Source organism: Candidatus Avelusimicrobium fimicolum (assembly GCF_021632165.1).
GTDB classification, from domain to species: domain Bacteria; phylum Elusimicrobiota; class Elusimicrobia; order Elusimicrobiales; family Elusimicrobiaceae; genus Avelusimicrobium; species Avelusimicrobium fimicola.
On record NZ_JAJWTS010000003.1, the window covers coordinates 26425 to 51555 of the forward strand.

A 25131-nucleotide genomic window follows, 5' to 3' on the forward strand; every position below is an offset into this window, starting at 1 on the left:
CGGTTATTTTTTTGTTCCGGGAGAGCGGGCAAACTGCTTTGCCCGCGTTAGGACGAGAACGCCGGAGCGATGTATGAGTTTTGCCGGACAGGCAAAGGCGAATACCGCGAGGCGGGGCCGCGAGCCGCGCACGTCAGTAAGCGGACTTGTGGCCGAGTAACCACCGGAACCAGATTTGAAACCGCCTTTTTTGAGGCGGTTATTTTTTTGTTCCGGGAGAGCGGGCAAACTGCTTTGCCCGCGTTAGGACGGAAAAACACCCACACCGCGTAGCGGGGGATGACTTTTTGCCTTTTTTCTGCTACTATACGAGTATGAACCTGTTTCTGCGCGCGATGTGTGTTTTATCGTTTTTCTTTTTTGCGTCAGGTCCGCTTGTGGCGCAAAGTGTGCGCGCGTTTGTGCCCCGTGCCTTTAAAACTCCTTTTAAAGTGCCTGTCCGACCGGTGATTCAGGTTCCTTCTTTTGTTTCCGTTCCTCCTGCCAAGGTTATTTCTATGCACTTGGATGTGCAAAAGGCAATATCTTCCAGTGTGTTGAAACCGGGCATCATGACACATTTATCTAATTGGCATATTAAGGATTTGCCCGGCGGGATCACGCAAATTTCTATTCCGCAGAAATATCTTTTATTGGCGGACTCCCACGCTGCTTCCCGCGCGGTGGCAATGGTCCAAAAACATAAAAAATTATCAAAACCACAAGCGCTCTCTTGGCTGGCAGAGCACCCCGAACAGGCCGCTCTTATTTATGGGCTTCCGCGCTTTACGGGGCAGGCGTATGTTATCCGCGATTTAAAAGCCGTCCAATGGCAGGAAAACCCGTGGGAGGAAAATGCCGCCCTGCGCAATACTCCGTATCCGGCTCCGCGCTACGCGTTTGATTTACTGCGTGGAATGCGGTTGCACGCTGACGGAGAAGATTTGCGTAATATCTTTAAAAACGGGCTTGACGTTAATAAGGCTTACGATTATCAAACCGCTTGGCCTGTGCTTCACTTTTCCCAAAATCCGGATTTTGCCGTTCGTTTTGCTATGAGCGAGGAAAAGCCTATTGCTATTATGCTACACGTTGGCGGACTCCTGCCCCCGCATTACCGCACTCAAAGACTGCACATACAGGAATTTACCACGCCCAAAAGTATCCCTACCAAGCGGATTATGCAAATAAGTGCCTTTTTAAAGGTGGGGAAAACACCTTGCTGGGGACAGTTGGATTTGTTGCCTAGCGGAAACTTTTTATTCCGCCCGTATGACACTTCTCTTACGAAAAGTGAAACATTTGTAGAGCGGGATTCTCACTTGCACGAAGTCCTTTCCCCGGACCGCATTCCGCGCCGTTCCAAATAAATAGCGTTAGGGTTTTTAGCATAAAATTGGTACAATATACACATTCGGGGCATGGCTCAAGTGGTAGAGCGCCCGCTTTGGGAGCGGGAGGTTCCCGGTTCAAGTCCGGGTGCCCCGATAAAGGTTTTTATATGTCCAAGCAGCGTTCCTGTATTCTCAATCTTTTGCACTCTCCTGCCGATATAGCGGAAGAAAATTTTGCCGACGGTATCCAAACGGTTACATCACTTGTTTTTAAAACATCTTTTCCCTTTTCTTCTCTTGTGTTGTCGGCGGGGTTTCGTTCCCCTGCGGACGGTTGGCTGTTGTTGGAAGTGCAGGTATGCGTCAAAGATAAATGGAGCGGGTTTTATAAGTTAGGGCTTCTGTCCGGCAAAATGAAGAGCAGTTTCCCGGCGCAACAGGATCATTTTGCCCGTGTGGCAACGGATGAATTGGTTTTATCAGTCCCGGCAGAGGCCTACCGGTTCCGTTTAAAGTTATTCGGCGGGGCGGAGATAACCCTGCTTGCCGCAACGGCAGTGGGGGCTTCTTTCTCGTATGATGAAAAAAGTGCCTCGCGCCTGCCGGCGGGTGCATTTGCTCGCGGAATAGAACCGATTTCCCAAATGGAGCAAAATCACCCGGACCGCCGCCGTATTTGCAGTCCGACATCGCTTTGTATGGCATTAAATGCGTTGGGCTTTAAAACCGCTTTAAAAGATTTGTTGCCCGAAGTCTTTGACCAAACGGCGGGCATTTTCGGTAACTGGGTATTTAACGTAGCCGCGGCTTCGTCGCGCGGAGCGGAAGCATATGTCCGGCGGTTTAGTGTGTTGGATGAATTGAAAGATTTTGTAACGGAAAAATCTTTGGTGGTGGCCAGTATCGGCTATAACCGCGGGGAACTCGCGGGCGCGGCCATAGAGCATACTCCGGGACATTTGGTCTTAATTAGAGGCTGGAAAGACGGTAAGGTTTTGGTGGCGGACCCGGCCGCTTTAAAACAAGATTTGGTTTTACGCGCCTATGATGCGCGGGAATTTGCAAAAGCGTGGCTGTGTAATAAAAAAGGCGCCGCGTATGTGGTGAGGAAAAAATGAAGAAATGTATATTGCTTTTGTTAGCCGTGTTGTTGGTTTCGGCCTGTGCCAAACAAGATATGAAAGATACCTTAGTAGTGGCGCATAAAGGGGAAATGGAATCCCTGGACCCGGTTTATTCTTATGACGGGGTAACGCACGGTCTGCTAATTAACGTGTATGACACGCTGTTGAAATTTGACGGAGCCTCGCTGACCGATTTGCTCCCGTCCGTTTCTGCGGCGGTGCCCAGCAAAGACAACGGACTCATTTCCGCTGACGGACGCACTTATACTTTTCCCATCCGCAAAGGGATTAAATTCCAAGGCGGGGAAGACCTGACCCCCGAGGATGTGCGCTATTCCCTGTTGCGCTTTCTTCTGTCAGACGTATCCGGCGGGCCGTCCAGTTTGCTGTTGGAGCCGATTTTGGGTGTGTCCTCCACGCGTAATGACAAGGGCGAAATTGTAGTTGATTTTAAAGAGGCCGCCAATGCCGTCCGCGTGGAAGGCGATAATGTGGTGGTAACGCTCAAACGTCCGTTTGCGCCGTTTCTTTCTATTGTGGCACGGTGGGGGTACATTGTCAGCAAAGAGTGGGCGGTATCCCACGGCGCGTGGGACGGTACGGAAGAAACGTGGAAAAAGTTTAATAACTTTGCCAAAGATTCCTCCCCTTTTTTTGCTGCGGCCAACGGCTCGGGGCCGTTCAGCGTGGCGCGCTGGGATATTGCCGCCAAACGCCTGACATTGTCCGCCAACGAGAATTATTTTGCGGGCGCGCCTAAATTAAAATTTATCCATATGCTGACCGTGGACGAACCTTCCACCTTGCGCCTAATGCTGGAAACGGGCGACGCTGATGTGGCGGAAATTTCCACCAAATTTGCGGAGCAAATTAAGGGAAATCCGGAAGTAACTCTGTACGATAATTTGCCCCGTTTGCGCACGGACCCGGTCATCTTTTTTACGCTTGATATCAATATGCAGGCCAATCCGGATGTTGGTTCCGGCAAGTTGGACGGCCAGGGTATCCCAGCAGATTTTTTTGCCGATAAAAATTTGCGCCAAGCTTTTGAATATGCGTTTGACTATGAATCTTTTTTAAAGGAATCTATGGGCGGCCGCGGGGAGCGTGCTATCGGTCCGGCTCCGGCTGGACTTGTAAAATACGACAAGAATTTTAAACAGTATTCTTTTGATTTGAAAAAAGCCGAAGAACTGTTTAAAAAGGCTTGGGGCGGAGAAGTGTGGGAAAAAGGTTTTAAATTTACCATTACCTACAACACCAGCGGGGATATGCGCCAAATTGCAAGCGAAATTTTAAAACGTAATGTGGAAAGTTTAAACCCCAAATTTCAAATTGATTTGCGCGGCGTAACGTGGCCGTCGTTCTTGGAGAAAACTGCCAAACGCCAGATGCCGGTGTGGGCGCGCGGTTGGGTGGCCGATTATGCTGATGCGCACAATTTCTATTTTCCGTTCTTGCACAGCCAAGGGCGTTATGCCCTTTCGCAAGGGTACAAAAATCCGCAGGTAGATAAACTGATAGAGCAGGCCGTTTCGGAAACCAATTTTGCAAAACGCAGTGCATTGTATAAGCAAGTGCATAACCTGATGCACGAGGACGCTATGCAGATTTACACCGTCCACCCCACGGGCCTGTGGGCAATGCGCAAAAATGTAAAAGGTTTTACGGATAACCCGGTGTATATGGGTATTTATTTCTATCCGATGTTTAAAGAATAGTTATTGGTGTGAAATTTGTGATTGCGCGCGGGGCGGGGATATATTTCCGTGCCCCGCTTTTATATGTATATTTGCTTTTCTTGTCCCAAAGTGTTATAATAACATTGCGGGGTAGAGAAGCCTGGTATCTCGCAAGGCCCATAACCTTGAGATCACTGGTTCAAATCCAGTCCCCGCAATGTTTTTTATGATTACCGCCCTTTCCGGGCGGTTTTTTTATGCTCATTTTTTATGTACAATAGAAAAGAATTGCATATAGGGTTTATGTTAGGAGGAAAAAATGAACGTATTTATTTTTATTGGCGGGAATAAAAACTTTACCGCCACCCGCCTGGGGGTAAAATTAGGGGAAGAATTACAGCAAAAAGGGTTTAAGGTTTCATTAGCCTGCGTAAAGGGTAAGTTGAAAGCCGGTACGGGTTTGCCCGTTTATGAATATGCCGCATCAGCCAAGCCAAAAACTTTGGCGGGTATGCTTAAAAAAGAACACGCCGATTTTGTTATTTCTTTTATGAATTTGTCCGGCTGTGCGGCGGCGCAAGAAGCGGGGCTGCCGTTTGCTTATGCCGAAAACGAGAGTTTTAAAGAGGATAAGCCGTCCAAAGACAAAAAGAGTTTGCTCAAAAAAGCCAAACAGGTTTTTGTTATTAAAACCTCGGATAAGCCTCTTAATAAAAAAACTTATTCCGGCCTGAAAGTACACGAAGTTACCAATCCTGCCGTATGGGTGGAACATTATAATTACAACAAGCCCGCCTGCTTTAAAAAGGAAAATAACATTGTGGCTGTGGGCAAATTGGTGAAGGAAAGCGGTTTTGATAACTTACTGAAAACTTGGGCGCGCTTGGCTCCGGCGCATACCACCTGGCACTTAACGATTGTGGGCGACGGCACAGGAAAGACGGCCTTGCAAAAATTTATTACCAAAAACCATTTGCAGGCCAGTACCGAAATTGTGCCCGCGCAAACGGATGTATATAGCCTGTTGCGCAACGCAGATATTTTTGCCTATCCGGCTTTGAATCCGGCGGAAGCCGATATCTTGCTAGACGCTATGGCGAGCAAACTTCCGTGCGTGGCGTGCGAGTCAGCCCCTGTTACAGCATTGGTGTCCAATGGTATTAACGGCCTTATCGTCAACGCGGGCGAGGAAGAGCCGTTTACAGTTGCTCTGGATGAGTTAATGGTAAATTGGGGCAAGCGTGTAGGCCTGGCCGTGGAAGCCAGCAAACTAAAAGACAAATATCCGTTTGAAGATTTTGTCTGTGCGTTTGCGCAGTTGCTTTATTAATTTGTGCCCGGCGGTTTTTAAAGCCGGGCTTTTTATAAGGAGTTTACCGTGCGTATTACTTGTGTGATAGGGACCTTGGGCGGCGGCGGAGCAGAGCGCGTAATGACGTATTTGTGCGCGGGGCTTGCCTCGCGGGGACATCAAGTAACACTGCTGACATTAGATGATTCGGTGCCGGATTTTTACCAAACTCCTGCTTCTGTGCTGCGCGTGCGGGAGCATTTGGGCGCGTTTAAAGAGTCCGGATTTTGGGGCAGTTTTCCCCGCTTGTGGCGTTTGATGCGCGCGGTGGCCGATACGCGCCCGGATGTGGTCATTAGTTTTATGACAATTAGCGTGTTAGCCGCCTGTTGGCTCTTACGCGTGCCGTATATCTATGCAGACCATTTGGACGTGCGGCACTTGGAATATTCGCGTAAGTGGCAGATTTTGCGTAATTTTTTATTAGCGCGCGCCAGCCGTGTAACCGTATTATCAGAGCGGGACCGCAAGTTTTTGGCAATGTATTTTCCCAAGTGGCGCGCCAGCGTAGTTTATAATCCCGCAATGCCCGCAGATACGCAAAAATATCCGCGCCCCGCTTTTTTAGAACCCGGTAAAAAATATGTACTGGCTGTGGGCCGTCTGGTTAAACAAAAAGGGTTTGACCGCTTGTTGCAGGCTTGGCGGCGCATATGCGACGATTTTCCAAATTGGCGTTTGTGCTTAATTGGCGGCGGTCCGGACGAAGCGGAATTAAAGGGGCTGGCGGATACGCTTGATGTGCAGGCCGGTGTGCAATTTGTTCCGCCCATAAAAGGCTTGGCGTCCGTTTACCAACACGCGGACCTATATGCAATGTCTTCCCGCGCAGAGGGGTTTCCAATGGTTTTATTAGAAGCAATGGCGGCGGGACTGCCGGCGGTCAGTTTTGCCTGCACAGGGCCGGATGTTATTATCCGCAACGGCACAGACGGCTTTTTGGTCAAGCAAAACCATACCGACCAACTGGCTGCTAAACTTGCCGAACTGATGGCGGATGAAGAAATGCGGGCCGCCTTCGGGGCGCAGGCGAAGTTGGTAACGGAGCGTTTTTCGCTTGCGAACTATTTGGATGCCTACGAAAAATTATGTAAGGAAGCCGTAAAATGAATTTTGAAGAGCCGCATATTAAAATCGGTTTGTTAGATTTAAAACAGTCTCTTAATTTGCGCGGAAGGGATAGCCGCGTAGTTCGCTGGGCGATGAAATGGAGCCGGGTCAAAAAAAATTGGCTTGCTAAATACCGCCACGGCGGACGCACGGTTCAACCGGGCGATAAGTTGCGCGTACTGTTTTGGTTAGCCGGAGGCCTGGGCGACGGGGCTTGTGCTCGGCGGCTGGTGCTGGCCTACCGGGAGCAAATGCCCCACGCGGAATTTTTTATTTATGCCCAACTGCCGGATGTAGCACAAACATTGTTCGGGGCCGACAAAAAAACGACTATTTTGACAGACGGTAACATTTCTTGGGCAGATTATGATTTGTCCGTTCAGGTGTGTTTGACGGCCAAATTCTGGTACGCAGATGCGGCGCGTATTGCACAGTTGGCTCCTACCTTTCTCCCGGCATTTGAGCGCGCGCAGGAAGCCCAAAAAAATTTGGGAGAACTGCTTGAAGACCCATTTTTGACGGAAACCGCTCTGGGCCGTTGGCTATATGCCTCTGGCGGGCGGCGGTTTGATTTGCTCTCTTATACGGGCGGGCTTGCCTTGCCGCACGAAGAAACGCGCCGGTTAAAAACGGAAACTAAAATTTTGGGAAAATACGGTTTGTCCGGTGTGTCCTATGTTACATTTCACGACGGTACCAGTTCTGCACAAGTTGTGGGGAAAAACCGCCCCACGCGCGCTTGGCCGGCGGTGCGCTGGTGCGAATTTTTCCGCTTGTTTAAGCGTGCATTTCCCCAAATTAAACTCGTGCAACTGGGAGGAAAAAACAGCCCGGTGTATGAAGAAGCCGATTTTAACCTGGTGGGTAAAACAACACTTTTGGATGTTCCGTCCCTCTTGCAAGGAGCCAAAGCGCATATTGATACGGAGAGCGGACTCGTCCAACTGGCCCAGTATTTAGACGTAAAAAGTGTCGTGATTTTTGGTCCGACGAACCGGGAATTTTTCGGCTATGCTAAAAATATTAATTTGGCCGCCGGACCGTGCGGCGGATGTATGTGGAGTACGCCCGATTGGATGTTTGCTTGCCCGCTGGGGCATAAGGCGGCCCCTTGTACCGAAGCTGTGCGCGCACAAGATGTATTAAAAGCGCTTAAAAAATTGCTGGGCCCCGCTAAAAGTGGTTTTTAAATTGTCGCGTAAAAAGAGTCCAGTCTCCGCTTTTCTTGGACAAAAACCAAAGTGATGCCAAAAAGATAAGTCCGCCGAAAAGAAGTGTAAAAAAAGCATGGGTGCGCGGCCCGAAAAACGCATATAAGGCCGATGGAAAAAGGGCCAAAATATTGACGGCCGTCAAGCGCGCCGCCGCACGCAGGGAATAGATATACTCTACTTGCGGAAAATGCTTTTTAAAGAGTAAATAATTAATAAATAAACTTACCGTACAGCACCCCGCTTGCGTGTAAGGATACGCATACGCCCCAAATATCTGCATCGTAACCGGAACCAACACAATAAATAAAATAATTCCCGTGAGGGCATAGGGCAGACTTTCCTTTACCTTTCTTCCCGCCGCCACCACATTGTTTTGCATTAAAATCGGCCCCATAAACCACATCATTGCCATTAACGGGCGCAGAAAGTTGGCGGCGCTGTGGGCGTCCTGCTGCGTGAAATTTCCGCGCTCAAAGAAAAGAGAAATAATCTCCGGCGCGTAAAAGCAGGTAAATACCGCTAGCGGCGTAAGCAAAAAAAGCACAAAGTGCTGGGTGGTTAAAAAATCCCGGTTTAGTTGGGTCCAATTTTTTTGTGCGGCACTTTCAGTCAGTTGGATTTTGGAAACATTGGTAACGCGGAGCGTAAAAATTTCGGTTGGAGAATCTGCCAGTTGGCGCGCATAGTTCAGCGCGCTTACCATTCCTGCGGAAAGACCGCTTAATAAATAGAGCGGAAGAACGCTGCTGATAATGTTCGCCAGTTCAATGGCTTGGTTGCTAACGAGGTTTGCCGTCAGTTTTTTGTGCCACCCGCTTGTGCCCCACGCGGTAAAAGACCAGTGCAGTTCATTTTTGAGCACACACAAAAAAACAGCCGCTTGCACCGCATTGGCTGCCAAAAAGCCGTATATCATACTCACTACACCGCAAGTGCGCCCCCAACACAGCAGACAAACAAGAGGCAGCAGGGCATTTAACGGGGTGAAAAGGGCGGCCGTAAAGCGGCGGTACATTTCCAAAACCGCGGTCAAATAGGCCACCAACAGTTGCAGACCGAATAATAAAAAGCCAAGCGAAATCAGTCCGCGTTCTGCGGTCAGTTGGGCTAGGTCAAAACGGGAAAGCAGTTTGCCAAGAGCCACCGGACAGCAAAAACCTGCCGCCGTTAATAAAACAGCCAGCAAAATATAAAAATATAAAAAGACATTTAAAAGCGCCCTCCCGCCGTTGGGCGTTTGGGTGTCTTGCGCCATTGCTTCCGGGATAATGACGGCGGCGTTCATCCGCTGTAAAAACGTAAGGCCGAAGCCCATTATCATAATGAGGTAAAAATAAACGTCGGTCGTTTTGCCCGCACCGAAGTAGAGCGCAATCAAAAGCGCGTTGGCAAACGATACCAGTTTCCACGCCAGAGTGGCCCCCACAGCCAGCGCGGCTCCGAAAGAATAAGAAGTGGGCTTAAAAAGATGAACCATATTTGATATTATAATAATTTAGGAGAGATTATCGTGAATACTGAATTTGAACCTGTTATCGGGTTGGAAATACACGTCCAACTCGGAAGCAAAACCAAGTTGTTTTGTTCTTGCCCCAACGGTGTGGGAGATGATACGAAGCCTAACACCGCTATTTGTCCCGTTTGTGCCGGGCATCCGGGCGTGTTGCCTGTGTTAACGGAGGGTGCCTTGGAACTGGCGGTACGCGCCGGGCTGAGTATGAATTGCAAAACGAACGAGACTTCTTCGTTTTCGCGCAAACATTATTTTTACCCTGATTTGCCCAAAGGTTACCAGATTACCCAAAACGAAGAACCGATTAATGGCGCCGGCTATATTGAGATTACGTTCGGCCCCAAAGAAAATTTACAGAAAAAGCGCATCGGTATTCACCACGCCCACTTGGAAGAGGATGCCGCCAAATCTTCCCACTTTGCAGACCACTCCTTAGTGGACTACAACCGTGCGGGTTGCCCGCTTTTGGAAATCGTGTCTATGCCCGATTTGCGCTCGCCGGACGAAGCATATGCTTATTTAACCGAAATCAAACGCTTGATGCGTTGGGTAGGTGCTTCTAACTGCGATATGGAAAAAGGCGAATTGCGTGTGGACGTAAACATTTCCTTACGCCCCAAAGGGCAGGAAAAATTCGGCACGCGCGCGGAAATCAAAAATTTAAACTCGTTTAAAGCCGTTCGCGATGCGCTTAACTACGAAATTAACCGCCAGACGGAACTTTTGAACGCGGGCGGACAGGTAAAGCAGGAAACCCGTCTGTGGGATAAAGAAGAATTGGTTACCAAGCCGATGCGTTCCAAAGAGGACGCGCTTGATTACCGCTATTTTCCGGAGCCGGATTTGCCGCCGGTGGTGTTACAGCACGACTGGCTGGAAAACGTAAAGGCTAATATGCCCGAACTGCCGGCCGCCAAGGAAGCGCGCTTTATGAAGGCGGGGTTGTCCGCTTATGATGCGGGGGTGCTGACAAGTTCCCGCGAAATTGCCGCCTATTTTGAAGAAGTGGTAAAGGGCGGGAAAGTATCTTTAAAGACGGCTTCCAACTGGATTCAAACGGATTTATTAGGTGTATTAAATGCCGAAAAGAAGGAAATCCAAGATTCTCCTATTCCGGCAGCCCGCTTGGCGGAACTGTTGGAACTGGTGGAAAGCGGAAAAATCAACCGTAAACAGGGTCGCGAGGTGTTTGACGAAATTTGGAAAACAGGCGAAGCCCCGGCCGCTGTGGTGCAAAAACGCGGTATGGTGCAGGTGAGCGACGAAGGCCAATTAGAGGCTTGGGCCAAGGCCGCCATTGAGGCCAATCCCAAAGCCGTAGCGGACTATAAAAAAGGCAACAAGGCCGCTATCGGTGCGTTGGTGGGCGGAGTGATGAAACTCAGCAAAGGCAAGGCCAACCCGCGCATTATCAGCCAGTTGTTAGGCAAATTGCTCGCGTAAGTATCCGCCTTAAAAAGTTTAAAAGCCGGCCCCTTTCCCGGGCCGGCTTTTTCTGTGGTCTTATCCTGGAAAGTTGAAGCACAGGGGCTGTTGTTATTAAATGAGGAATAGATTCTGGACAGAAACCTTCCAGAATGACCTTTATTGTAGAATAGCCAAATCCTCGGGGATGATGGGTATTATTCCAAATAGCAAAAATTAGCTCCGCACAGGTTTTTGCAGAGTTTTTTGCCCCTTTCACTTACTCCCATACATGCCGTTTTGCCACCCAAATTCTCTGTATTGTGGTCGGCATATGCAAAATAGTAGAAATATATCAGGTTGTTTCCGTCAGGATTAAAGGCGCCGTTTGCGTCGGCCTTCCCGGAACGGGTTAAACTATCCCACCCGGTAAAAGAGTCCGGATTTAGGTCCCAACGGCTTTTCTGACAAGTCATATCAAATTGCGGGTTTTTTGTTTCCGTACATCCCGGTATGGTAATGTCCAAATCGGCCCAGTAGTCGGGGTATTTTCCGGTGGAAAGGTAATAGAGTTCTATCATTTCGCTTAATTTTTTACCGATTATTTGCATTTCCGTAAAGCGGGCTTTATCCACCGCCAGTTGGTATTGCGGTACGGCCACCGCGGACAAAATACCAATAATCAGTACCACTACTAATAATTCAATTAAGGTAAAGCCTTGTTTCATTGTCTGCTCCCGTTTGGCAATAAAAAACGGCTGTTATAGATGAGCTACGCTAATAACCCAAGTAAAACAGCCGTGGCCTTCCGTTTAAATAAACGGAAAGCACTCGGCACAACCCGCGCGGGTAATTAGTCCGCCCGGATTGTGCCTATAACGTGCTGCTTTTGGATTAGCGTATGCCTTTGAATGTTCAAAAGCTTACCCCTTGCGGGGCGCCAAAAACAGATTCAAAATTGTAACGGGGCTTGCAAGGCCCGTATAACAGCCCTTCTCCTTGCCGTAAAGTTATGTATTTATTATAACAAATTTATCCTGTTTGCTATCCACAACAACTAACCCAAAACAAACTGTGCCAAAAGGCGCGTAAAACGCTACCATAAAAACAACCATAAATATAGCGCACAAGAGGGGGATTTTGTTTGACCCGGGGGTTTAAAAGTTGCTATTATTTATGTGTAGAAGTAAATACCTATTAGGAGAAAGAAATGAAAAACTTACTCAGAGTTGTTTTGGTTCTGGCCTTGGCCGCCGGCTTGACCGCCTGCAAAAAGAACGTAAAAGATGACGCCAATGCCGACCTGACTGCCGGTGCCGGTACCGAAATGGTAATTGAAGAAACCGAAACGGTAACGGAAGTTCCCGCCCAGGAAGTTTCTTTGGGTGTGGTGCATTTCGCTTTGGACAAATATAACCTGTCCTCCGATGCCCGCAAAATTGTAGAAGCCAACGTGAAAGCCATTAAAGCCGCCGCGTCTGCCGCTTCCTACCAAGTAACCGTAGAAGGTAACTGCGACGACAGAGGCACTATCGCTTACAACATTGCCCTCGGACAAAAACGCGCCGACGAAGTGAAAGCGTATTATGTGCGCCTCGGTATTCCCGCCGCTAACATTACCACCGTATCTTACGGCGAAGAAAAACCGGTCTGCTACGAAGCCACCCAGTCCTGCTGGGCGCAAAACCGCAGAGCCGATACGTTGCTGAAAGTCAACTAATCGCTTGTTTTGAATAAGGAGCCCGGACCCAAAATGAAAAATGTTACAAAACTACTTTTTATGGCAGGTTCGGGCTTTTTATTGTCCGGCTGCATCGCCAGCGAGCGGGATATGAGTACGCTCAAATTGCAGTTGCAGGAACTCAACGCTACGATTGTGCAAATGCAGTCTAACCAGGCCGAACTCGCCGGGAAAATGGACGAACTCAATAGCAATTTGTCCGCTTCCAACGAAAATTTGGCCCAGGTAGATGCGCAAATTAACAAGTTGTCGGCAAAATTGGACGATTTATCCGTTTCTGTCCGCACGGCGCCTGCCGTTCAGGCGGAAAAAGCGCAAACCGCCCAGCCCGCGGCCTTGTTGCCCTCGGATTTATTTGCCGAAGCAAAAAGCCACTTGGATAAAGGCGCTTACGAACCGGCAGCTATGGGCTTTAAACTCTATACTTCCAAATATCCGGACAGCGAAAATGTTGAACAGGCCTATATGTATATGGGTGATGCGTATATTGCTGCCGGGCAGACAAAATCCGGCGCAGTAGCCTATGCTACTTTGTTGCAAAAATTTCCCAAAAGCAAGTTCATTCCGTCGGCGCGTTTGAAATATGCGCTGTCCATTGTGCCTCTTGGCAAAAAAGACGAAGCCAAACGCTATTTGTCCTCTGTTGTGCAAGATTTCCCGGCTTCTCCCGAGGCTAAAAAAGCCAAAGCCGAGTTGGCTAAAATCAAATAAAAGCGTGTAACACGCGGTGCCTTTTATTCCTATGATGAAAAAACTGTTTTCCCTTTTACTTATTGCAGGGGTTCTTATTTCTTTTGCCGGGCGCGTAATAGCGGCCCAGCCCAAGACGGATGTGTATATCGGTATTACCTCGGTGGGGGATAAACGCTTGCCCGCTATCGGTATGCCGCCTTTCCGCTTTACAGATGAAAAAGCCCAGCCGGCCGCCGTGTTAGTGCACGACGTAATGCGCGCAGATTTGCTGTTTGCCCGCTATTTTGATGTTACAGAGGACGGACCGTCCTTTAATTCCCAACATTTAAGCCAACAGTTAAACCAATGGGGCGCCGCCCACGCCAGTTATTTATTGGCGGGTGATATTACCTATGCGGCACCGTATTTTACGATTAAAATTTACGTTTACGATATTTCCACCCGCACCGCCGTATTTGCCAAGGCTTTTAAAGGCACAGAAAGCAGTCTGCGCAGGCTGGCACATATCGCTTCGGACCAAATTGTTGCCGCTTTAATGGGAAAGCGCGGTATCGCCGATACCAAAATTGCTTTTGCCAATAATTCTACCCGCCACAAAGAAATTTATGTGGTAGATTATGACGGCGAAAATTTACAAAAATTGACCAACGATAAAAGTATTGCTATTTTGCCCCGTTGGTCTAAGGACGGCAAAATCTTCTACACCACTTATAAATATAAAAACCCGGATATTTTTGCGATTGACTTGCGCGCTGGGAAAATTGCCCCGGTAATTATCCGTGGTGGATTGTCGCTTATCGGTGGTGTTTCCCCCGACGGAAAGGCCCTGGCCTTTACCAGTTCCGGCGGAACTAACCCAAGCATTTATATTTATAATTTGGAAACGCACTCCAAAACCCGCATTACCAACAAGGCCTCGGTGGACGGTTCCCCGTCCTATTCACCCGACGGAAAATATATTACTTTTGTATCTAACCGCGCGGGCAATCCGCAGATTTATGTAATGGAACTTGCCACCGGCGAAACCCGTCCCTTGACGAAAACCTTTAACTGGTCCGACAGCCCCCAATGGTCGCCTACCGGGGAGTGGATTGTTTTCACGGGCCGCGAATCGCCCTATCACCCGATGGATATTTTTTTGGTGGACTTAACCGGCACGCAAATCCGCCGCCTGACGACCGACGCCGGTTCCAACGAGGACCCGACGTGGTCTCCCGACGGACGCTTTATTGCTTTTACCACCACGCGCAACGGAAAACGCCAGTTGTATATGATGGATATGGACGGCAGCGCGCCGCACCTGCTTGCGGACTTAAAAGGCGACTCTTTTACACCCCATTGGAGTTTTTAATTTGGTTGGAAAATAATCCAAAGCCCCGGAGCCACGCCAGCCCGGGGTTTTTTATTGGTACAAAAAAACCGCCCCCAGCCAAAGAGCCGGGAGCGGTTATATCACAGCAAATATTTATTACTTACAGACGGATACTTACAGACGGAAAGTCCCGTTTCCTCGCAATCGGCGTTGGGGTAATCCTCGCAGCAAACCTCTTTGGCGCCTTTGGGCAAAAAGAGGGTGTAAGAATCGTCCCCGTTTTCAAAGGTGGCTCTAATGCCGTCTTTGTCTTGGGAGTACCAGATATCGTTGATTTCCATATCTTCCATTTCGGCATTTTCGTCAAAGGCCTGCATCATAATAACGGCTTGACCTGCTTTGGTGGCAGGATTTTCCTGCGCTAACAACCCAAGCAACATCAAGGAACCCATCCCCACAATCAGCAAAAGGCTGATAATAGCCAGCCACCACGGGTGGGACGGCGTATCGGGCAGTTCATCTCCGGGCTGAAAGTCCGCACGGACGACGTAAGTTTCCGCGATATAATCGTGCAGTGCGCGTTTGCGGTTGGTAAGCCCTGCCATAATATAGCCGATGTAAAGAGTAATATAAGACAAGATTTTGGCAAAAGTGCGGCCCGTCGCACGTCCAAAACCGATGCGCCCGCCGTCTTTTCCGATTACCTTAATGCCCATAATGCGTTTGCCGAAAGTAGCCTGTTTGGCACCGCTTTCCAACAAAGCAAAATACAGCCAATAGCAGACCATAGCCAACACTTGGTACAAAAAATAAGTGGCAAGCAACATAAAAACCGGCCCGCTGAGAGCATCAGCGCCGGTTTGGCCGATTTTTACACCTTGCCAAACCATCAACGGAATACAAATGACGGCTGGCGGAATACTAACTAAAATAGCGTCAATCACAAAGGCGACGGCGCGTTTCCAGAACCCAATATATGGTGCGTTCATAGTTTTCTCCTTTTTATGTAAGCCGCTCGCATTTAAAATGCGTTTAACGGCCACAAATCCCTTATTTGCGCGGTTTTTTGTAGCAACGGCGGCAACGGGCTTGGTAAGCATCCGTAGTGCCTACTACAATGCGCTTTTTATCCTTGCTGATACGTTGCGTAAAACTGGCCGGGTTGCCGCATTTGGTGCAGACTGCCAGGTTTTTAGTAACGTATTCGGCCTGTGCTAAAAGTGCGGCCGTTACTTCAAACGGTTCGGCGCGATAGTCGGTATCCAACCCGGCTACAATTACACGCTTGCCCGCATGAGCCAGTTTGTTACATACTTCTACAATACCAAAATCAAAGAAATTAATCTCATCTATTGCGACAACCTGCGTGTCTTTTTCTACAAGCGGCAAAATTTCCGCCGAAGATTTTACACAAGTTGCCGCTACTTTGTTTTGGTTATGACTGGTGATACTGTCAATGCCGTAGCGTGTGTCAATCTTGGAGTTAAACAATTGTACCTTTTGCCGGGCGATTAGCGCAATGCGCACGCGGCGGATGAGTTCCTCCGTCTTGCCGGAGAACATACACCCGCAGATTACTTCTATCCAACCTTGTTTGTGATATATTAACGGATTAGCCATTTTTAATCTCTTAGATCTCTCTGCCCGCGCCACGGATACCAATAGGTGTCTTCCGGCAGTTGGGCTTGGGCGCGTTTGTCGCCCCCGCACAAAATATTAATGCGGAACGCAAACGATAAGTTTTTGTTTCGGTCGCGCACGGTAAATTCTACACGCGCATCGTGAAAATCACGCGAGACGCGGACGAGTTTGTTGAAGCCGACTAAACTCCCCCGGAACAATACGGCATCAATCCCCAAATCCGCCAACCATTTCCCGCTGGCAGGACGGATGCCCCAGGTGGTAGTAACGGTGTAGCGGTCGGAATTGGTTTCATATTTGGAGCCGGGGTCAACATAGTCAGCGAAATTGTTAAGGCCAAGCCCGATTAATTGGTTTTTATAGATAAAGTTAGACTGGGCGATAAAACTGACGTTTTTTTCCTCCAAATCGTATTGGTCCTGCACAAAGAAATTTACTGTGCCGTCCGGCGAGTTGTAGCCCCACTCCAACAAGAACGGTTCCACGCGGGATTTTAAGTGGTTCCAATTCTGTTCATAACCAAATCCGTCTTTTAAACTGTATGTGTAATCGGAGAGGTCAAACCCGGTTTTAAAGCGGACATAGGTATTGAAAGTCGGGCGGTAATAGTTGGTTAAATACAGGCGGTTCTTTTCAATACCTTTATCGGGCGATATCTGGTCAGAGGATATAGTGCCCGTGGAAAGGCGTTTGGTAAATTGATAACCGAAATCTGTGGTGCCCAAAAAGGTATGGGTCTGCATATTGAGTTCCGTGCCGATTCGCCCCACCCAAGCGTCTTTGCTGTTCTTATACTGCTTATCGGAAAACGTAACGGTCTGGTCGTAAAATACCTGCGGTGTAAACGTCAGCGCGCGGGAAAGGCGCAGGGATTTTTCGGTTGTCCACTTGGCGTGTGCTTGGCGCTGGTAAGGGCCTTCTTCATTAGGGATACCGTTTTTGTATTGCAAGGTAGAAGTGTTGTTAAAATCCATTTCCAAACGGTGCGCGGCCTTTAACAACGGGTCATTAAACGGCAGCAAGGTATATTTGATTTCCGGCAGCACGCGTTTTTCCGCCATAAATTCTTTTTTATTCCAATCAAAAATATCCTTTTGCTGGTAACTCACGCGCAGGGTAGAACGGCGGGTTTGGCGCGCCAAGGAGAAGTTTGTTTCCTGGTCCGGCATAAAGATATATGGGTTGCCGCGGAAGAAAGTGTCATAAAAATACGGGTCGGACACCGTGCGGAACTGCGTCTGGAACTGGTACAACGCGCCGGTGGGGTTGTTGAAATGGTCGGAGGAATCGTACATCTCCCACCAGTAGCCGCCCTGCACCCCCCAACGCTTTGTGCTGGCAAGGTCCAAATCGGCATTATCGGCTTTGTCGTTAATATAATACGCTTCGGCACTCCCGCGCAAGGTGTCAGACTGTACAGCCGTCAGTTCACCGCCAAAGCCAAAAGAAGACTTGGTATAGTAGTCCAAATTCAGTTTGGGGCGCAGTTGCAAAAAAGGTTGGAAAACGGTGGACGTCATAATACCAAAGCCTGTTTTGTTGCTTTGGGTAAACTCTACATAAGTGGTCCAGGGTTTTTGGGAGTCCAGCGAACGCCAAAATACAGGCAGATAAAATACGGGAAATCCGTCCAAACGCAGTACGGCATTAGTGCCAAACACGCGCTTTTGCGGCGAAACCGTTAATTTCCCAACGGAAAGTGTATAGTGGGGGTCGGCCTTATCACAGCAAGTTACGGTAGCCCCGCGTAAGGTTTGTTTGCCTTTTTGCGAGGAAATTTCCTTGGCGGACAGAATACGCAAGGGGGGGTATTCCGTAGAAATATTTTCAGCGGTAAAATCCTTGGTTGTATAATTGACGGAAATGTTATTTCCTTCCAATACTCCGCCCAATCCGTCCTCTACCTTCATCGGGCCGACAGATGTAATTTGTGTATTGGCTTGGTCCAGTGAAATGTTTTCACCCGTTACGGTACGTTTTTTACCGTCTTGTGTTTTTTGAATAACGGTTACATTGCCAGAGAGATTTACCTTTTTGCTATCAGGTTCCACGGTGGCTTTATCGGCCGTAAAATAGACAAAGGCCTTGTCGTCCGGCGCGGGCAAAACATTGTCTAAGCCCCACGCGGGAACGGCATAATGCAAGCAAACGAGCAGAAAGAAAAGAGAAAAGCGTTTCATTGTAAATTTTCTTTTTGGGCGTGGTAAATGGCATACATGGCCGCTCCCACTCCGCCTATATTGGGGTTTTGCGATACGAGCAGTTTTAAACGTTTAAATGGCGTTTTGAACGGCTGGGCATCCAATACGCGTTTGACTGCGGGCATAAAATATTTGGCCGCACCGGAAACACCGCCCGTCAGGACAATAGTATCTACGTCTAATACCAGCATAAAGTTGGAAAGGCCGACACCCAAGTAATACCCGGTGTCCTCCCACACTTTTAAAGCGGCCTTACAGCCCTTTTCGGCGGCGCGTGAAACGATTTCTATTTTAAAATCACTTTCTTCTTTTACCATTTTTGCCAATATGGAATCGGGGTAATCCACAATGGCTTCATAGACCCGGCGTTTAATGCCAATCGTGCCGACAAACGCTTCCAAACAGCCGCGCGCCCCGCACCCGCATAAGGGGCCGGTGGTTAAATCGGCAATTTTCGTGTGCCCGATTTCGCCCGCCGTACCATTGGAGCCTTGATAGAGTTCTTTGTTGATAATCATCCCGCCGCCTACGCCCGTTCCCAGTGTAACAACTAAAACATTTGTTCCTTGGCGTTTTAAATCGGCTTCGTACACACCCCAAGCGGCTAATGTGGCGTCATTAGCAATAACGGGGCGGATGCCGGTATGTTTAAACAGTTGTTCCGCCATCGGCCAGTCGGCAACGTCTTTAAATTTTAAGTTAGGGTTGTAGCGCAGCACACCGTTTTGGTTATCCACGTCTCCCGGCGCGCCCACGGCTACGGCTACTCGCTGGTCGGCAAATTCCTTTTGGATACCGTTAATAAAATCGCCGATTTGGGCAATAAAGCCTTTGGAACCCTTGGAATAATCTGTTTCAACTTTTTCTTTACGGAAGATTTCCCCGTGTTCGTTCATTACGAATAATTTAACAAATGTTCCGCCGATATCTACGCCTACGCCAATCATAAATTCTCCTTGCTTTCCGGGTGCGCGTGGTTATACACGCTCTTTAATTTTTCAAGCGATACGTGGGTATAAACCTGCGTAGCCGCTAAACTTTTATGTCCTAACATTTCTTGTAAACTTCTTAAATCACAGCCATTATTGAGCAAATGGGTGGCAAACGAGTGCCTTAAACTGTGCGGAGTAACTTTGCGCGCCAAGTGCGACCGGATAGCCGTATTTTTAAAAATATACGCAAGTCCGTCGCCCGTGAGCGGTTTACCGTTTTTGTTTAAAAAGAGCGCATCATCCGGCTGTGGATTTTTGCGCTGGGCCAAATAAATTTTTAACGCATTTAACGCTTCGTCCGTTACCGGTACTAACCGTTCCTTGGCTCCCTTACCGAACACTTTAACAAGCCCGTTAAAATAGTCCACGTCTTTTATGCGCAGGCCCGTTACTTCGCTACGGCGCAAACCGCTGGAATACATTAGTTCAAAAAGTGCCTTATCCCGCGCGGCAAAATGTTTGCTGTGGGCGGCGGTGTCTAACAAGCGGTCCGTTTCCGTTAAGGATAAAAATTTGGGCAACAGTTTTTGCCGTTTGGGCGCGGGCAGCAGTTTGAACGGGTTGCGCTCCAACTTATCCTGCGCCAATAAAAAGGCCGCAAAACTGCGCAGGGATGCAATCTTGCGCAAAACGGTATTGCGGGCCGGGGCCGCATGTGTTTGTAATGCGGCTAAAAAAGAACGGATATTTGCGGAAGTAAAATATTTTAAGTCATTTTGCTTCCGCGCTTTAAAAAAGGCCAAAAACTCTTGCAAGTCCGCCTGGTACGCACGGATAGTGTGGAGCGAAAAATTTTTGTTTTCCAAGCGTTTTAAAAACGCATTAATCCACTCTTCCATAATATTGCTTACCTCATTACTTTGCCTGGGCCGTTTTGGCCGCGTGCGCCTCTTTAATCTGTGCGATTTCCTCGGGTGTTACCGTTACAATGGTTTTGCATTTTGGGTAACCGGAGCAACCTAAAAATTCCCCGCGTTTGGAAGTGCGTAAAACCATCGGCTTGCCGCATTTTTCGCACAATCGGTCCGTAACAATCGGGCCTGTGGAAGCCACCTTGTGGCCCTCGGCATCCAAGGAATATGTATTTTTGCACTTGGGGTAAGCCGAACAGGCCAAAAATTTTCCTCTTCTGCCCGTGCGGATAACCATTGGCGCACCGCATTTGTCGCAGACTTCGTCTGTCTTTTCGGGTTGGACCTTTTCGCCGGAACTAGTCAAATTAATTTTGCCCTTGCACTCCGGGTCGCTGCAAACCAGATATTCACCGAAGCGGCTTCTCTTTTTAAGCATCATTTTTCCGCAAATCGGACATTTTTCGTCCGTTTCTTTGGCGGCGGGGCGTTGCATCCCTTTGTCTGCCTCGGTCAGTTCCTGTTTAAAATTGCCGTAAAAATCAGACAGTAAATTTACCCATTTTTGGCTGCCTTCGGCTACTTTATCTAATTGTTCTTCTACTCCTGCGGTATAGGAAAGGTCCATAATTTCTTTAAAGAAATCTTTTAAACTGTCCGTAACCGTAATACCCAAGTCCGTGGCTACCAATTTACTGGTTTTGGGTTGGCGCGCAATATATTTGCGGTCCAAAATCGTTTTAATAGTTGGTGCGTAGGTGGACGGACGGCCGATACCGTGCTTTTCAAGCGTTTTAATTAAACTGGCTTCGTTATAGCACGGCGGCGGGGTGGTTTTATGGTCTTTGGTTTTAAGGTCCAGCAGGTTGAGTTCGTCGCCCTCAGCAAGCACCGGCAGCAAAGCGCTGGTACCGGTATCGTCGCCGGAGGATTCATCATCCTGGTCTTTATAAATGGATAAGTACCCCGGAAATTTGACCGTGCGGCCATTGGCGCGGAGCGTGCATTGTTTTTCTTCGCCGGAGGCGATATCAATGGAAACAGTATTAAAAACAGCATCAGCCATTTGGCTTGCCACAAAGCGCAGCCAAATCAGTTCGTACAGTTTGTACTGGTCGGCGGTTAAATAAGGCTTCATGGCTTGCGGTGTGCGGCGCACATCGGTAGGGTGGATAGCCTCGTGGGCTTCCTGTGCGCCCATTACTTTGCTTTTGTAAACGGGTTGTTTGGCAGGAACAAAAGCCGGGCCGTATTTCTCGCCGATGAACTTTTTGGTTTGCTCCTGCAACAGTTTTGAGACGTTGAAGGAGTCCGTTCTCATATAGGTAATAAGACCGATAGTCTGGCCGGAAATTTCAATGCCTTCGTAGAGATGTTGCGCCGTCATCATTGTTTTTTGGGAAGGGAATCCCAATTTGTTGTAGGCATCCTGCTGCATAGAACTGGTGATAAAGGGTGGTTTCGGCTTTTGCTTAACCTCCTTCTTTTCCACCTTGGCAACCACATTGGGGCCTTTTCTTAACAGGTCCGAAAGCGGGGCCAATTTTTCCGGCTTATCAAAAACGGTAGTTTTAACTTTATAATCTTCGGCGAAAAGTTTATAAGTGGTGGTTTGTTCCACATTTTTGCCCTGCCATTTGGTTACGCGCGCCCAAAAAGACGGAGCGGTGTTGGGCTTTTCAAACTGGGCGCCGATAGTCCAGTATTCCTGTTCTTTAAATTCGGCTATTTCTTTGGCGCGTTCAGCCAGCAAACGCACCGCCACAGATTGCACGCGTCCGGCGGATAAGCCGGAGGTAATTTTCTTCCACAGGAGGGGGGATAATTTGTATCCCACAATGCGGTCCAAAATGCGGCGCGCCTGTTGGGCATTGACGAGATTGTCGTCAATTTTACGGGCGTGTGCAAAGGACTCTTTAATGGCTGACGGCGTAATTTCGTGAAAGAAAATACGTTGGTAACGGTCTTTGGGGAGTTTTAACAGTTCTACTAAGTGCCACGCGATGGCTTCGCCCTCGCGGTCAGGGTCAGTAGCGAGATAAATTTCGCTTGCATTTTTGGCGGCGGCGGTCAGTTCCGCAATCAGCCGTTTGGCGCGTTCCACCGGTACATAAGTGGGATTAAAGCCGTGTTCAATATCTACACCGATATCCTTGGAGGGTAAATCGCGCACATGCCCAAAGGAACTGCGCACAATAAAATCGTTTCCTAGAATTTTGCTGATGGTTTTCTGTTTTGTGGGAGACTCCACAATAACCAACTTTTTACCTTTTACATTGGTGCTTGCCATAATTCACTTCCTTATAAAGTGTTAAAATTTGCTTTTACTGTACAGGCCGTTTTCGCAGGCCAAAAATCCTTTTACTTCCAATTCAAATAATAATGAGGCCGCTTCCGGCACGTCGGCATTTATTGCTTCGGCGATTTGGTCCAAACTGGCCTGTCCGCCGCCTACGGCGGTCATTACCGCGCGCTGCCGGGGTGTTAAATCTTCTTCCGGCTTTTGGGGGGAGTCGTCTTTCTTTTCAAAGAAGCGGCTGTCTAGCCCGAAGCGCAGTTGCTGTGGTATATAGTCTAGTATATCTACAACAGAGGTTACAACCCCTGCCCCGTCTTTTATTAGGTTATTTGGTCCGCCGGACTGGGGGCTGTCTATGGGGCCGGGTACGGCTAAAACGTCCTTGCCCATTTCCAGGGCGAGTTTAGCGGTAATCAGCGCGCCGGACTTAATTTCGCCTTCTACCACTACAACCGGTTGCGACAGCGCGGCAATAATGCGGTTTCTGCGCGGGAAATGAAAGGCATTGGGCGGGCGGTTAAACGGCAGTTCGCTGATGACGGCCCCGCCGTGTTCCAAAATGGCTTTTTCCAAAGCGCGGTTTTCGGGCGGATAACAACGCCCCACCCCGGTACCGATAACGGCCACGGTCGGCTTTTTAAGGCGTACGGCAGCGGCGTGGCACTCGCTGTCCACTCCCCGCGCCAGCCCGCTGACAACCGTTACTCCGCAAGCAGTCAAATCTCCCGCCAGTTTGGCTGCCACGCGGCGGCCGTAAGGGGTGATTTTGCGCGTGCCCACCATCCCCACGCAGGCTTGTTCCGGCGGGGGGAGTTTGCCCAATACATAGATAACGAGCGGGGCTTCTTTGATATTTTTTAAAGATTGCGGGTATTCTTCATCTTCCGGTACGAAAATATGTCCGCCCAAAGCGGCTGTTTTGTCCCACTCTTCTTGCGGGTCTAAGGCAAAGGCAGCCTGCAACAGATGGTTTGCGGTAGAAAGGTTTAAATTGGCTTCTTGGGATAAGGTTTGGGCATCTTGGCGCAAAATTTCCTCGGCAGACCCGAAAATTTCAATCAGCCGTTCCAGCCAATCGGCACGGAAGAATAAAAAAGCATTTAGGCGGATTCTGGCCAGCCGTTCGGCGGCGGAAACGGACGGATTCATATTAAATATCGGCCACTCCTTTGCGGTCCAACGGTCGGTATTGCATTACTTCTACCAAATGGTTGACTTCAATATTTTCTTTACCGTCTAAGTCGGCAATCGTGCGCGCGGTTTTTAAAATTTTATCCAAACTGCGTGCGCTTAGCCCAAACTTGCGCATAGCGGTTTCCAAGATGGCATCCGCGCCGGCAGGAAGCAAACAAAATTCCTTAATTTCTTTGGGCGTCATAAAGGCATTAGCCGTTGTGGCGGAGTTTTTAAAGCGGTTTCGCTGAATTTCGCGCGCCTTTAATACGCGCTCTCGGATTTGGGCGGAGGTTTCTCCCTCACTCTTTTTATTCCAGTCGGAATATTTAACAGGATTTAAATTGACGGTTAAATCAATACGGTCTAACAGCGGCCCGGAAATGCGTGATTTATAACGGTTGACCTGCATTGGCGAACAGGTGCAAGGCTTTATCGGATCGCCCAAGTGCCCGCAGGGGCAGGGATTCATCGCCGCAATTAACGTAAAGCGGGCCGGATAAGAAACGGTTTCCTTGGCGCGGGAAATGGTTACGCGGCCGTTTTCCAAAGGCTCGCGCAAGACTTCCAAGGACGAACGGGAAAATTCCGCAAATTCGTCCAAAAACAAAACGCCATTGTGCGCTAACGAAACTTCACCCGGGCGCGGAGTGGAGCCTCCGCCGATAAGAGCCACGTCCGAAATGGTGTGGTGCGGGTCCCGGAACGGGCGGCGGGTTAAAAGGCGGCTCTTGCCCATTAAGTTGCAAATGGAGTAAATTTTGGTAATTTCTAAGGATTCTTCTTGCGTTAGCGGCGGTAAAATACCCGGGAAGCGTTTGGCGAGCATACTTTTACCTGTGCCCGGTAGGCCAATCATCAGCACATTATGACCGCCAGCGGCGGCGATTTCCAAGGCGCGTTTGGCAAGTGCCTGCCCCTTTACTTCACTGAAATCCAATTCCGCTACGGGGCTTTCTTCCTCTTGGGGAACATAGGACAATTTTACATCCTGTAAGGTCAGTTTCCCTTCCAAATATCCGGCTAATTCTTTTAGTGTGTGCGGTGTGATAAACGGCGCGCCGGATACTTGCCCTTCCAATACGTTTTGCGGGGGAATAACAGCGGTTTTACCCAGTTCCTTGCAAGAAATGAGCATTGGGAGCACACCCGCGCACGGCCGGAGGGAGCCGTCCAAGGCCAGTTCGCCCAATACAAGTAAGTCTTTTATTTTGGCGGCGGCATCGGGCGAAAGTTGTTCGCTGGCCGCCAGGATGCCCAAGGCAATAGGTAAATCAAATTGTGTGCCGCTTTTGCGCAATTCTGCGGGGCTTAAATTAACGGTAATGCGTTTGGTGGGGAAATCAAACCCGCTGTTGCGCACGGCGGCTACCACGCGCTCCTTGCTTTCGCGCACTTCGGCATCAGGCAGACCAACCACGGCCAAGGTAGGCATACCGGGGGCGATATCCACTTCTACGGATACCGCAAAGCCTTCTATCCCCTTAATGGCTCCGGTGCATACATTGGCCAGCATA

At 49.0% G+C, this 25131-nt stretch carries 20 protein-coding genes and 2 tRNA genes; 12 read left to right on the top strand and 10 right to left on the bottom strand.

Translation table 11 applies throughout. The annotated features are described in order from the left end of the window. Positions 1-314 precede the first annotated feature (314 nt). The 8 genes from ACQY2K_RS02115 to ACQY2K_RS02150 all read left to right on the top strand — a co-directional run bounded on the left by ACQY2K_RS02115 (position 315) and on the right by ACQY2K_RS02150 (position 7770). On the top strand, positions 315-1349 hold the full coding sequence (locus ACQY2K_RS02115) for a hypothetical protein (RefSeq protein WP_428040558.1): 1035 nt from the start codon (positions 315-317) through the stop codon (positions 1347-1349). 45 nt (positions 1350-1394) lie between these two features. Further along, positions 1395-1467: transfer RNA gene (locus ACQY2K_RS02120), tRNA-Pro, on the top strand. A 13-nt stretch (positions 1468-1480) separates the two neighbouring features. Beyond that, positions 1481-2431, top strand: a complete 951-nt coding sequence (locus ACQY2K_RS02125) for a C39 family peptidase (RefSeq protein ID WP_428040559.1) — start codon at positions 1481-1483, stop codon at positions 2429-2431. Then, entirely contained in the window at positions 2428-4158 is a 1731-nt protein-coding gene (locus tag ACQY2K_RS02130) for an ABC transporter substrate-binding protein (protein ID WP_428040560.1), read from the top strand. The genes ACQY2K_RS02125 and ACQY2K_RS02130 overlap by 4 nt, the downstream gene beginning before the upstream one ends. A gap of 105 nt (positions 4159-4263) precedes the next feature. Continuing rightward, positions 4264-4337 (top strand) — tRNA-Met (locus ACQY2K_RS02135). A gap of 101 nt (positions 4338-4438) precedes the next feature. Continuing rightward, positions 4439-5449, top strand: coding sequence for a glycosyltransferase (locus ACQY2K_RS02140; protein ID WP_428040561.1), 1011 nt, complete (start codon positions 4439-4441; stop codon positions 5447-5449). 48 nt (positions 5450-5497) lie between these two features. Beyond that, positions 5498-6580 carry a glycosyltransferase family 4 protein gene (locus ACQY2K_RS02145; protein ID WP_428040562.1) on the top strand — a complete coding sequence of 361 codons (1083 nt, stop codon included), beginning with the start codon at positions 5498-5500 and terminating at the stop codon, positions 6578-6580. Next, the gene (locus ACQY2K_RS02150) at positions 6577-7770 is read left to right on the top strand and encodes a glycosyltransferase family 9 protein (RefSeq protein ID WP_428040563.1); all 1194 of its coding nucleotides are present in this window, start codon (positions 6577-6579) and stop codon (positions 7768-7770) included. Before ACQY2K_RS02145 ends, ACQY2K_RS02150 begins: the two co-directional genes overlap by 4 nt. Here ACQY2K_RS02150 and ACQY2K_RS02155 read toward each other — a convergent pair. Continuing rightward, positions 7754-9271: a lipid II flippase MurJ gene (locus tag ACQY2K_RS02155; protein WP_428040564.1), complete on the bottom strand. Its 1518-nt coding sequence runs from the start codon at positions 9269-9271 to the stop codon at positions 7754-7756. The genes ACQY2K_RS02150 and ACQY2K_RS02155 overlap by 17 nt on opposite strands. 33 nt (positions 9272-9304) lie before the next feature. Between ACQY2K_RS02155 and gatB the strand changes: the two genes are divergently transcribed. Then, complete coding sequence (gene gatB / locus ACQY2K_RS02160; protein ID WP_428040565.1) at positions 9305-10750, top strand: Asp-tRNA(Asn)/Glu-tRNA(Gln) amidotransferase subunit GatB; 1446 nt, start codon at positions 9305-9307, stop codon at positions 10748-10750. Positions 10751-10929: 179 nt separating this feature from the next. Here gatB and ACQY2K_RS02165 read toward each other — a convergent pair whose 3' ends face one another. Then, positions 10930-11439, bottom strand: coding sequence for a type IV pilin protein (locus ACQY2K_RS02165; protein ID WP_428040566.1), 510 nt, complete (start codon positions 11437-11439; stop codon positions 10930-10932). Between the two features lie 482 nt (positions 11440-11921). Here ACQY2K_RS02165 and ACQY2K_RS02170 point away from each other — a divergent pair, with 482 nt between their 5' ends. From ACQY2K_RS02170 to ACQY2K_RS02180, 3 genes are read left to right on the top strand one after another with little or no spacing between them, the layout of a single operon-like run. Next, complete coding sequence (locus ACQY2K_RS02170; protein ID WP_177748491.1) at positions 11922-12431, top strand: OmpA family protein; 510 nt, start codon at positions 11922-11924, stop codon at positions 12429-12431. Positions 12432-12464: 33 nt separating this feature from the next. Next, the gene (locus tag ACQY2K_RS02175; RefSeq protein WP_177748492.1) at positions 12465-13163 is read left to right on the top strand and encodes a tetratricopeptide repeat protein; all 699 of its coding nucleotides are present in this window, start codon (positions 12465-12467) and stop codon (positions 13161-13163) included. A 31-nt stretch (positions 13164-13194) separates the two neighbouring features. After that, positions 13195-14496 (top strand): hypothetical protein, encoded by a 1302-nt coding sequence (locus ACQY2K_RS02180; RefSeq protein WP_428037644.1) that lies wholly within the window; start codon positions 13195-13197, stop codon positions 14494-14496. A 101-nt stretch (positions 14497-14597) separates the two neighbouring features. Here the strand turns inward: ACQY2K_RS02180 and ACQY2K_RS02185 are convergent, their stop codons facing one another. The 8 genes from ACQY2K_RS02185 to ACQY2K_RS02220 form a co-directional block, all read right to left on the bottom strand. Next, positions 14598-15446 (bottom strand): RDD family protein, encoded by an 849-nt coding sequence (locus tag ACQY2K_RS02185; protein WP_428040567.1) that lies wholly within the window; start codon positions 15444-15446, stop codon positions 14598-14600. Between the two features lie 61 nt (positions 15447-15507). Continuing rightward, a complete protein-coding gene (locus ACQY2K_RS02190; protein WP_177748498.1) occupies positions 15508-16077 on the bottom strand; it encodes a thymidine kinase in 570 nt (189 codons plus the stop codon). A 2-nt stretch (positions 16078-16079) separates the two neighbouring features. Then, entirely contained in the window at positions 16080-18278 is a 2199-nt protein-coding gene (gene lptC / locus ACQY2K_RS02195) for an LPS export ABC transporter periplasmic protein LptC (protein WP_428040568.1), read from the bottom strand. Then, positions 18275-19246 (bottom strand): ROK family protein, encoded by a 972-nt coding sequence (locus tag ACQY2K_RS02200; RefSeq protein ID WP_177748502.1) that lies wholly within the window; start codon positions 19244-19246, stop codon positions 18275-18277. The genes lptC and ACQY2K_RS02200 overlap by 4 nt, the downstream gene beginning before the upstream one ends. Next, positions 19243-20130, bottom strand: a complete 888-nt coding sequence (gene xerA / locus ACQY2K_RS02205; protein WP_177748504.1) for a site-specific tyrosine recombinase/integron integrase — start codon at positions 20128-20130, stop codon at positions 19243-19245. The genes ACQY2K_RS02200 and xerA overlap by 4 nt, the downstream gene beginning before the upstream one ends. Positions 20131-20146: 16 nt before the next feature. Further along, on the bottom strand, positions 20147-22432 hold the full coding sequence (gene topA / locus ACQY2K_RS02210) for a type I DNA topoisomerase (protein ID WP_428039897.1): 2286 nt from the start codon (positions 22430-22432) through the stop codon (positions 20147-20149). Positions 22433-22453: 21 nt separating this feature from the next. Beyond that, positions 22454-23590 carry a DNA-processing protein DprA gene (gene dprA, locus ACQY2K_RS02215; protein ID WP_428040569.1) on the bottom strand — a complete coding sequence of 379 codons (1137 nt, stop codon included), beginning with the start codon at positions 23588-23590 and terminating at the stop codon, positions 22454-22456. Position 23591: 1 nt separating this feature from the next. Then, on the bottom strand, positions 23592-25130 hold the full coding sequence (locus tag ACQY2K_RS02220) for a YifB family Mg chelatase-like AAA ATPase (protein WP_428040570.1): 1539 nt from the start codon (positions 25128-25130) through the stop codon (positions 23592-23594). Position 25131: the final 1 nt, after the last annotated feature.

Coding starts and splice junctions, on each gene's coding strand:
- ACQY2K_RS02115 (WP_428040558.1), top strand. CDS start 315: ATGAACCTGTTTCTGCGCGCGATGTGTGTTTTATCGTTTTTCTTTTTT.
- ACQY2K_RS02125 (WP_428040559.1), top strand. CDS start 1,481: ATGTCCAAGCAGCGTTCCTGTATTCTCAATCTTTTGCACTCTCCTGCC.
- ACQY2K_RS02130 (WP_428040560.1), top strand. CDS start 2,428: ATGAAGAAATGTATATTGCTTTTGTTAGCCGTGTTGTTGGTTTCGGCC.
- ACQY2K_RS02140 (WP_428040561.1), top strand. CDS start 4,439: ATGAACGTATTTATTTTTATTGGCGGGAATAAAAACTTTACCGCCACC.
- ACQY2K_RS02150 (WP_428040563.1), top strand. CDS start 6,577: ATGAATTTTGAAGAGCCGCATATTAAAATCGGTTTGTTAGATTTAAAA.
- ACQY2K_RS02155 (WP_428040564.1), bottom strand. CDS start 9,271: ATGGTTCATCTTTTTAAGCCCACTTCTTATTCTTTCGGAGCCGCGCTG.
- ACQY2K_RS02165 (WP_428040566.1), bottom strand. CDS start 11,439: ATGAAACAAGGCTTTACCTTAATTGAATTATTAGTAGTGGTACTGATT.
- ACQY2K_RS02170 (WP_177748491.1), top strand. CDS start 11,922: ATGAAAAACTTACTCAGAGTTGTTTTGGTTCTGGCCTTGGCCGCCGGC.
- ACQY2K_RS02175 (WP_177748492.1), top strand. CDS start 12,465: ATGAAAAATGTTACAAAACTACTTTTTATGGCAGGTTCGGGCTTTTTA.
- ACQY2K_RS02180 (WP_428037644.1), top strand. CDS start 13,195: ATGATGAAAAAACTGTTTTCCCTTTTACTTATTGCAGGGGTTCTTATT.
- ACQY2K_RS02185 (WP_428040567.1), bottom strand. CDS start 15,446: ATGAACGCACCATATATTGGGTTCTGGAAACGCGCCGTCGCCTTTGTG.
- ACQY2K_RS02190 (WP_177748498.1), bottom strand. CDS start 16,077: ATGGCTAATCCGTTAATATATCACAAACAAGGTTGGATAGAAGTAATC.
- lptC (WP_428040568.1), bottom strand. CDS start 18,278: ATGAAACGCTTTTCTCTTTTCTTTCTGCTCGTTTGCTTGCATTATGCC.
- ACQY2K_RS02200 (WP_177748502.1), bottom strand. CDS start 19,246: ATGATTGGCGTAGGCGTAGATATCGGCGGAACATTTGTTAAATTATTC.
- xerA (WP_177748504.1), bottom strand. CDS start 20,130: ATGGAAGAGTGGATTAATGCGTTTTTAAAACGCTTGGAAAACAAAAAT.
- topA (WP_428039897.1), bottom strand. CDS start 22,432: ATGGCAAGCACCAATGTAAAAGGTAAAAAGTTGGTTATTGTGGAGTCT.
- dprA (WP_428040569.1), bottom strand. CDS start 23,590: ATGAATCCGTCCGTTTCCGCCGCCGAACGGCTGGCCAGAATCCGCCTA.
- ACQY2K_RS02220 (WP_428040570.1), bottom strand. CDS start 25,130: ATGCTGGCCAATGTATGCACCGGAGCCATTAAGGGGATAGAAGGCTTT.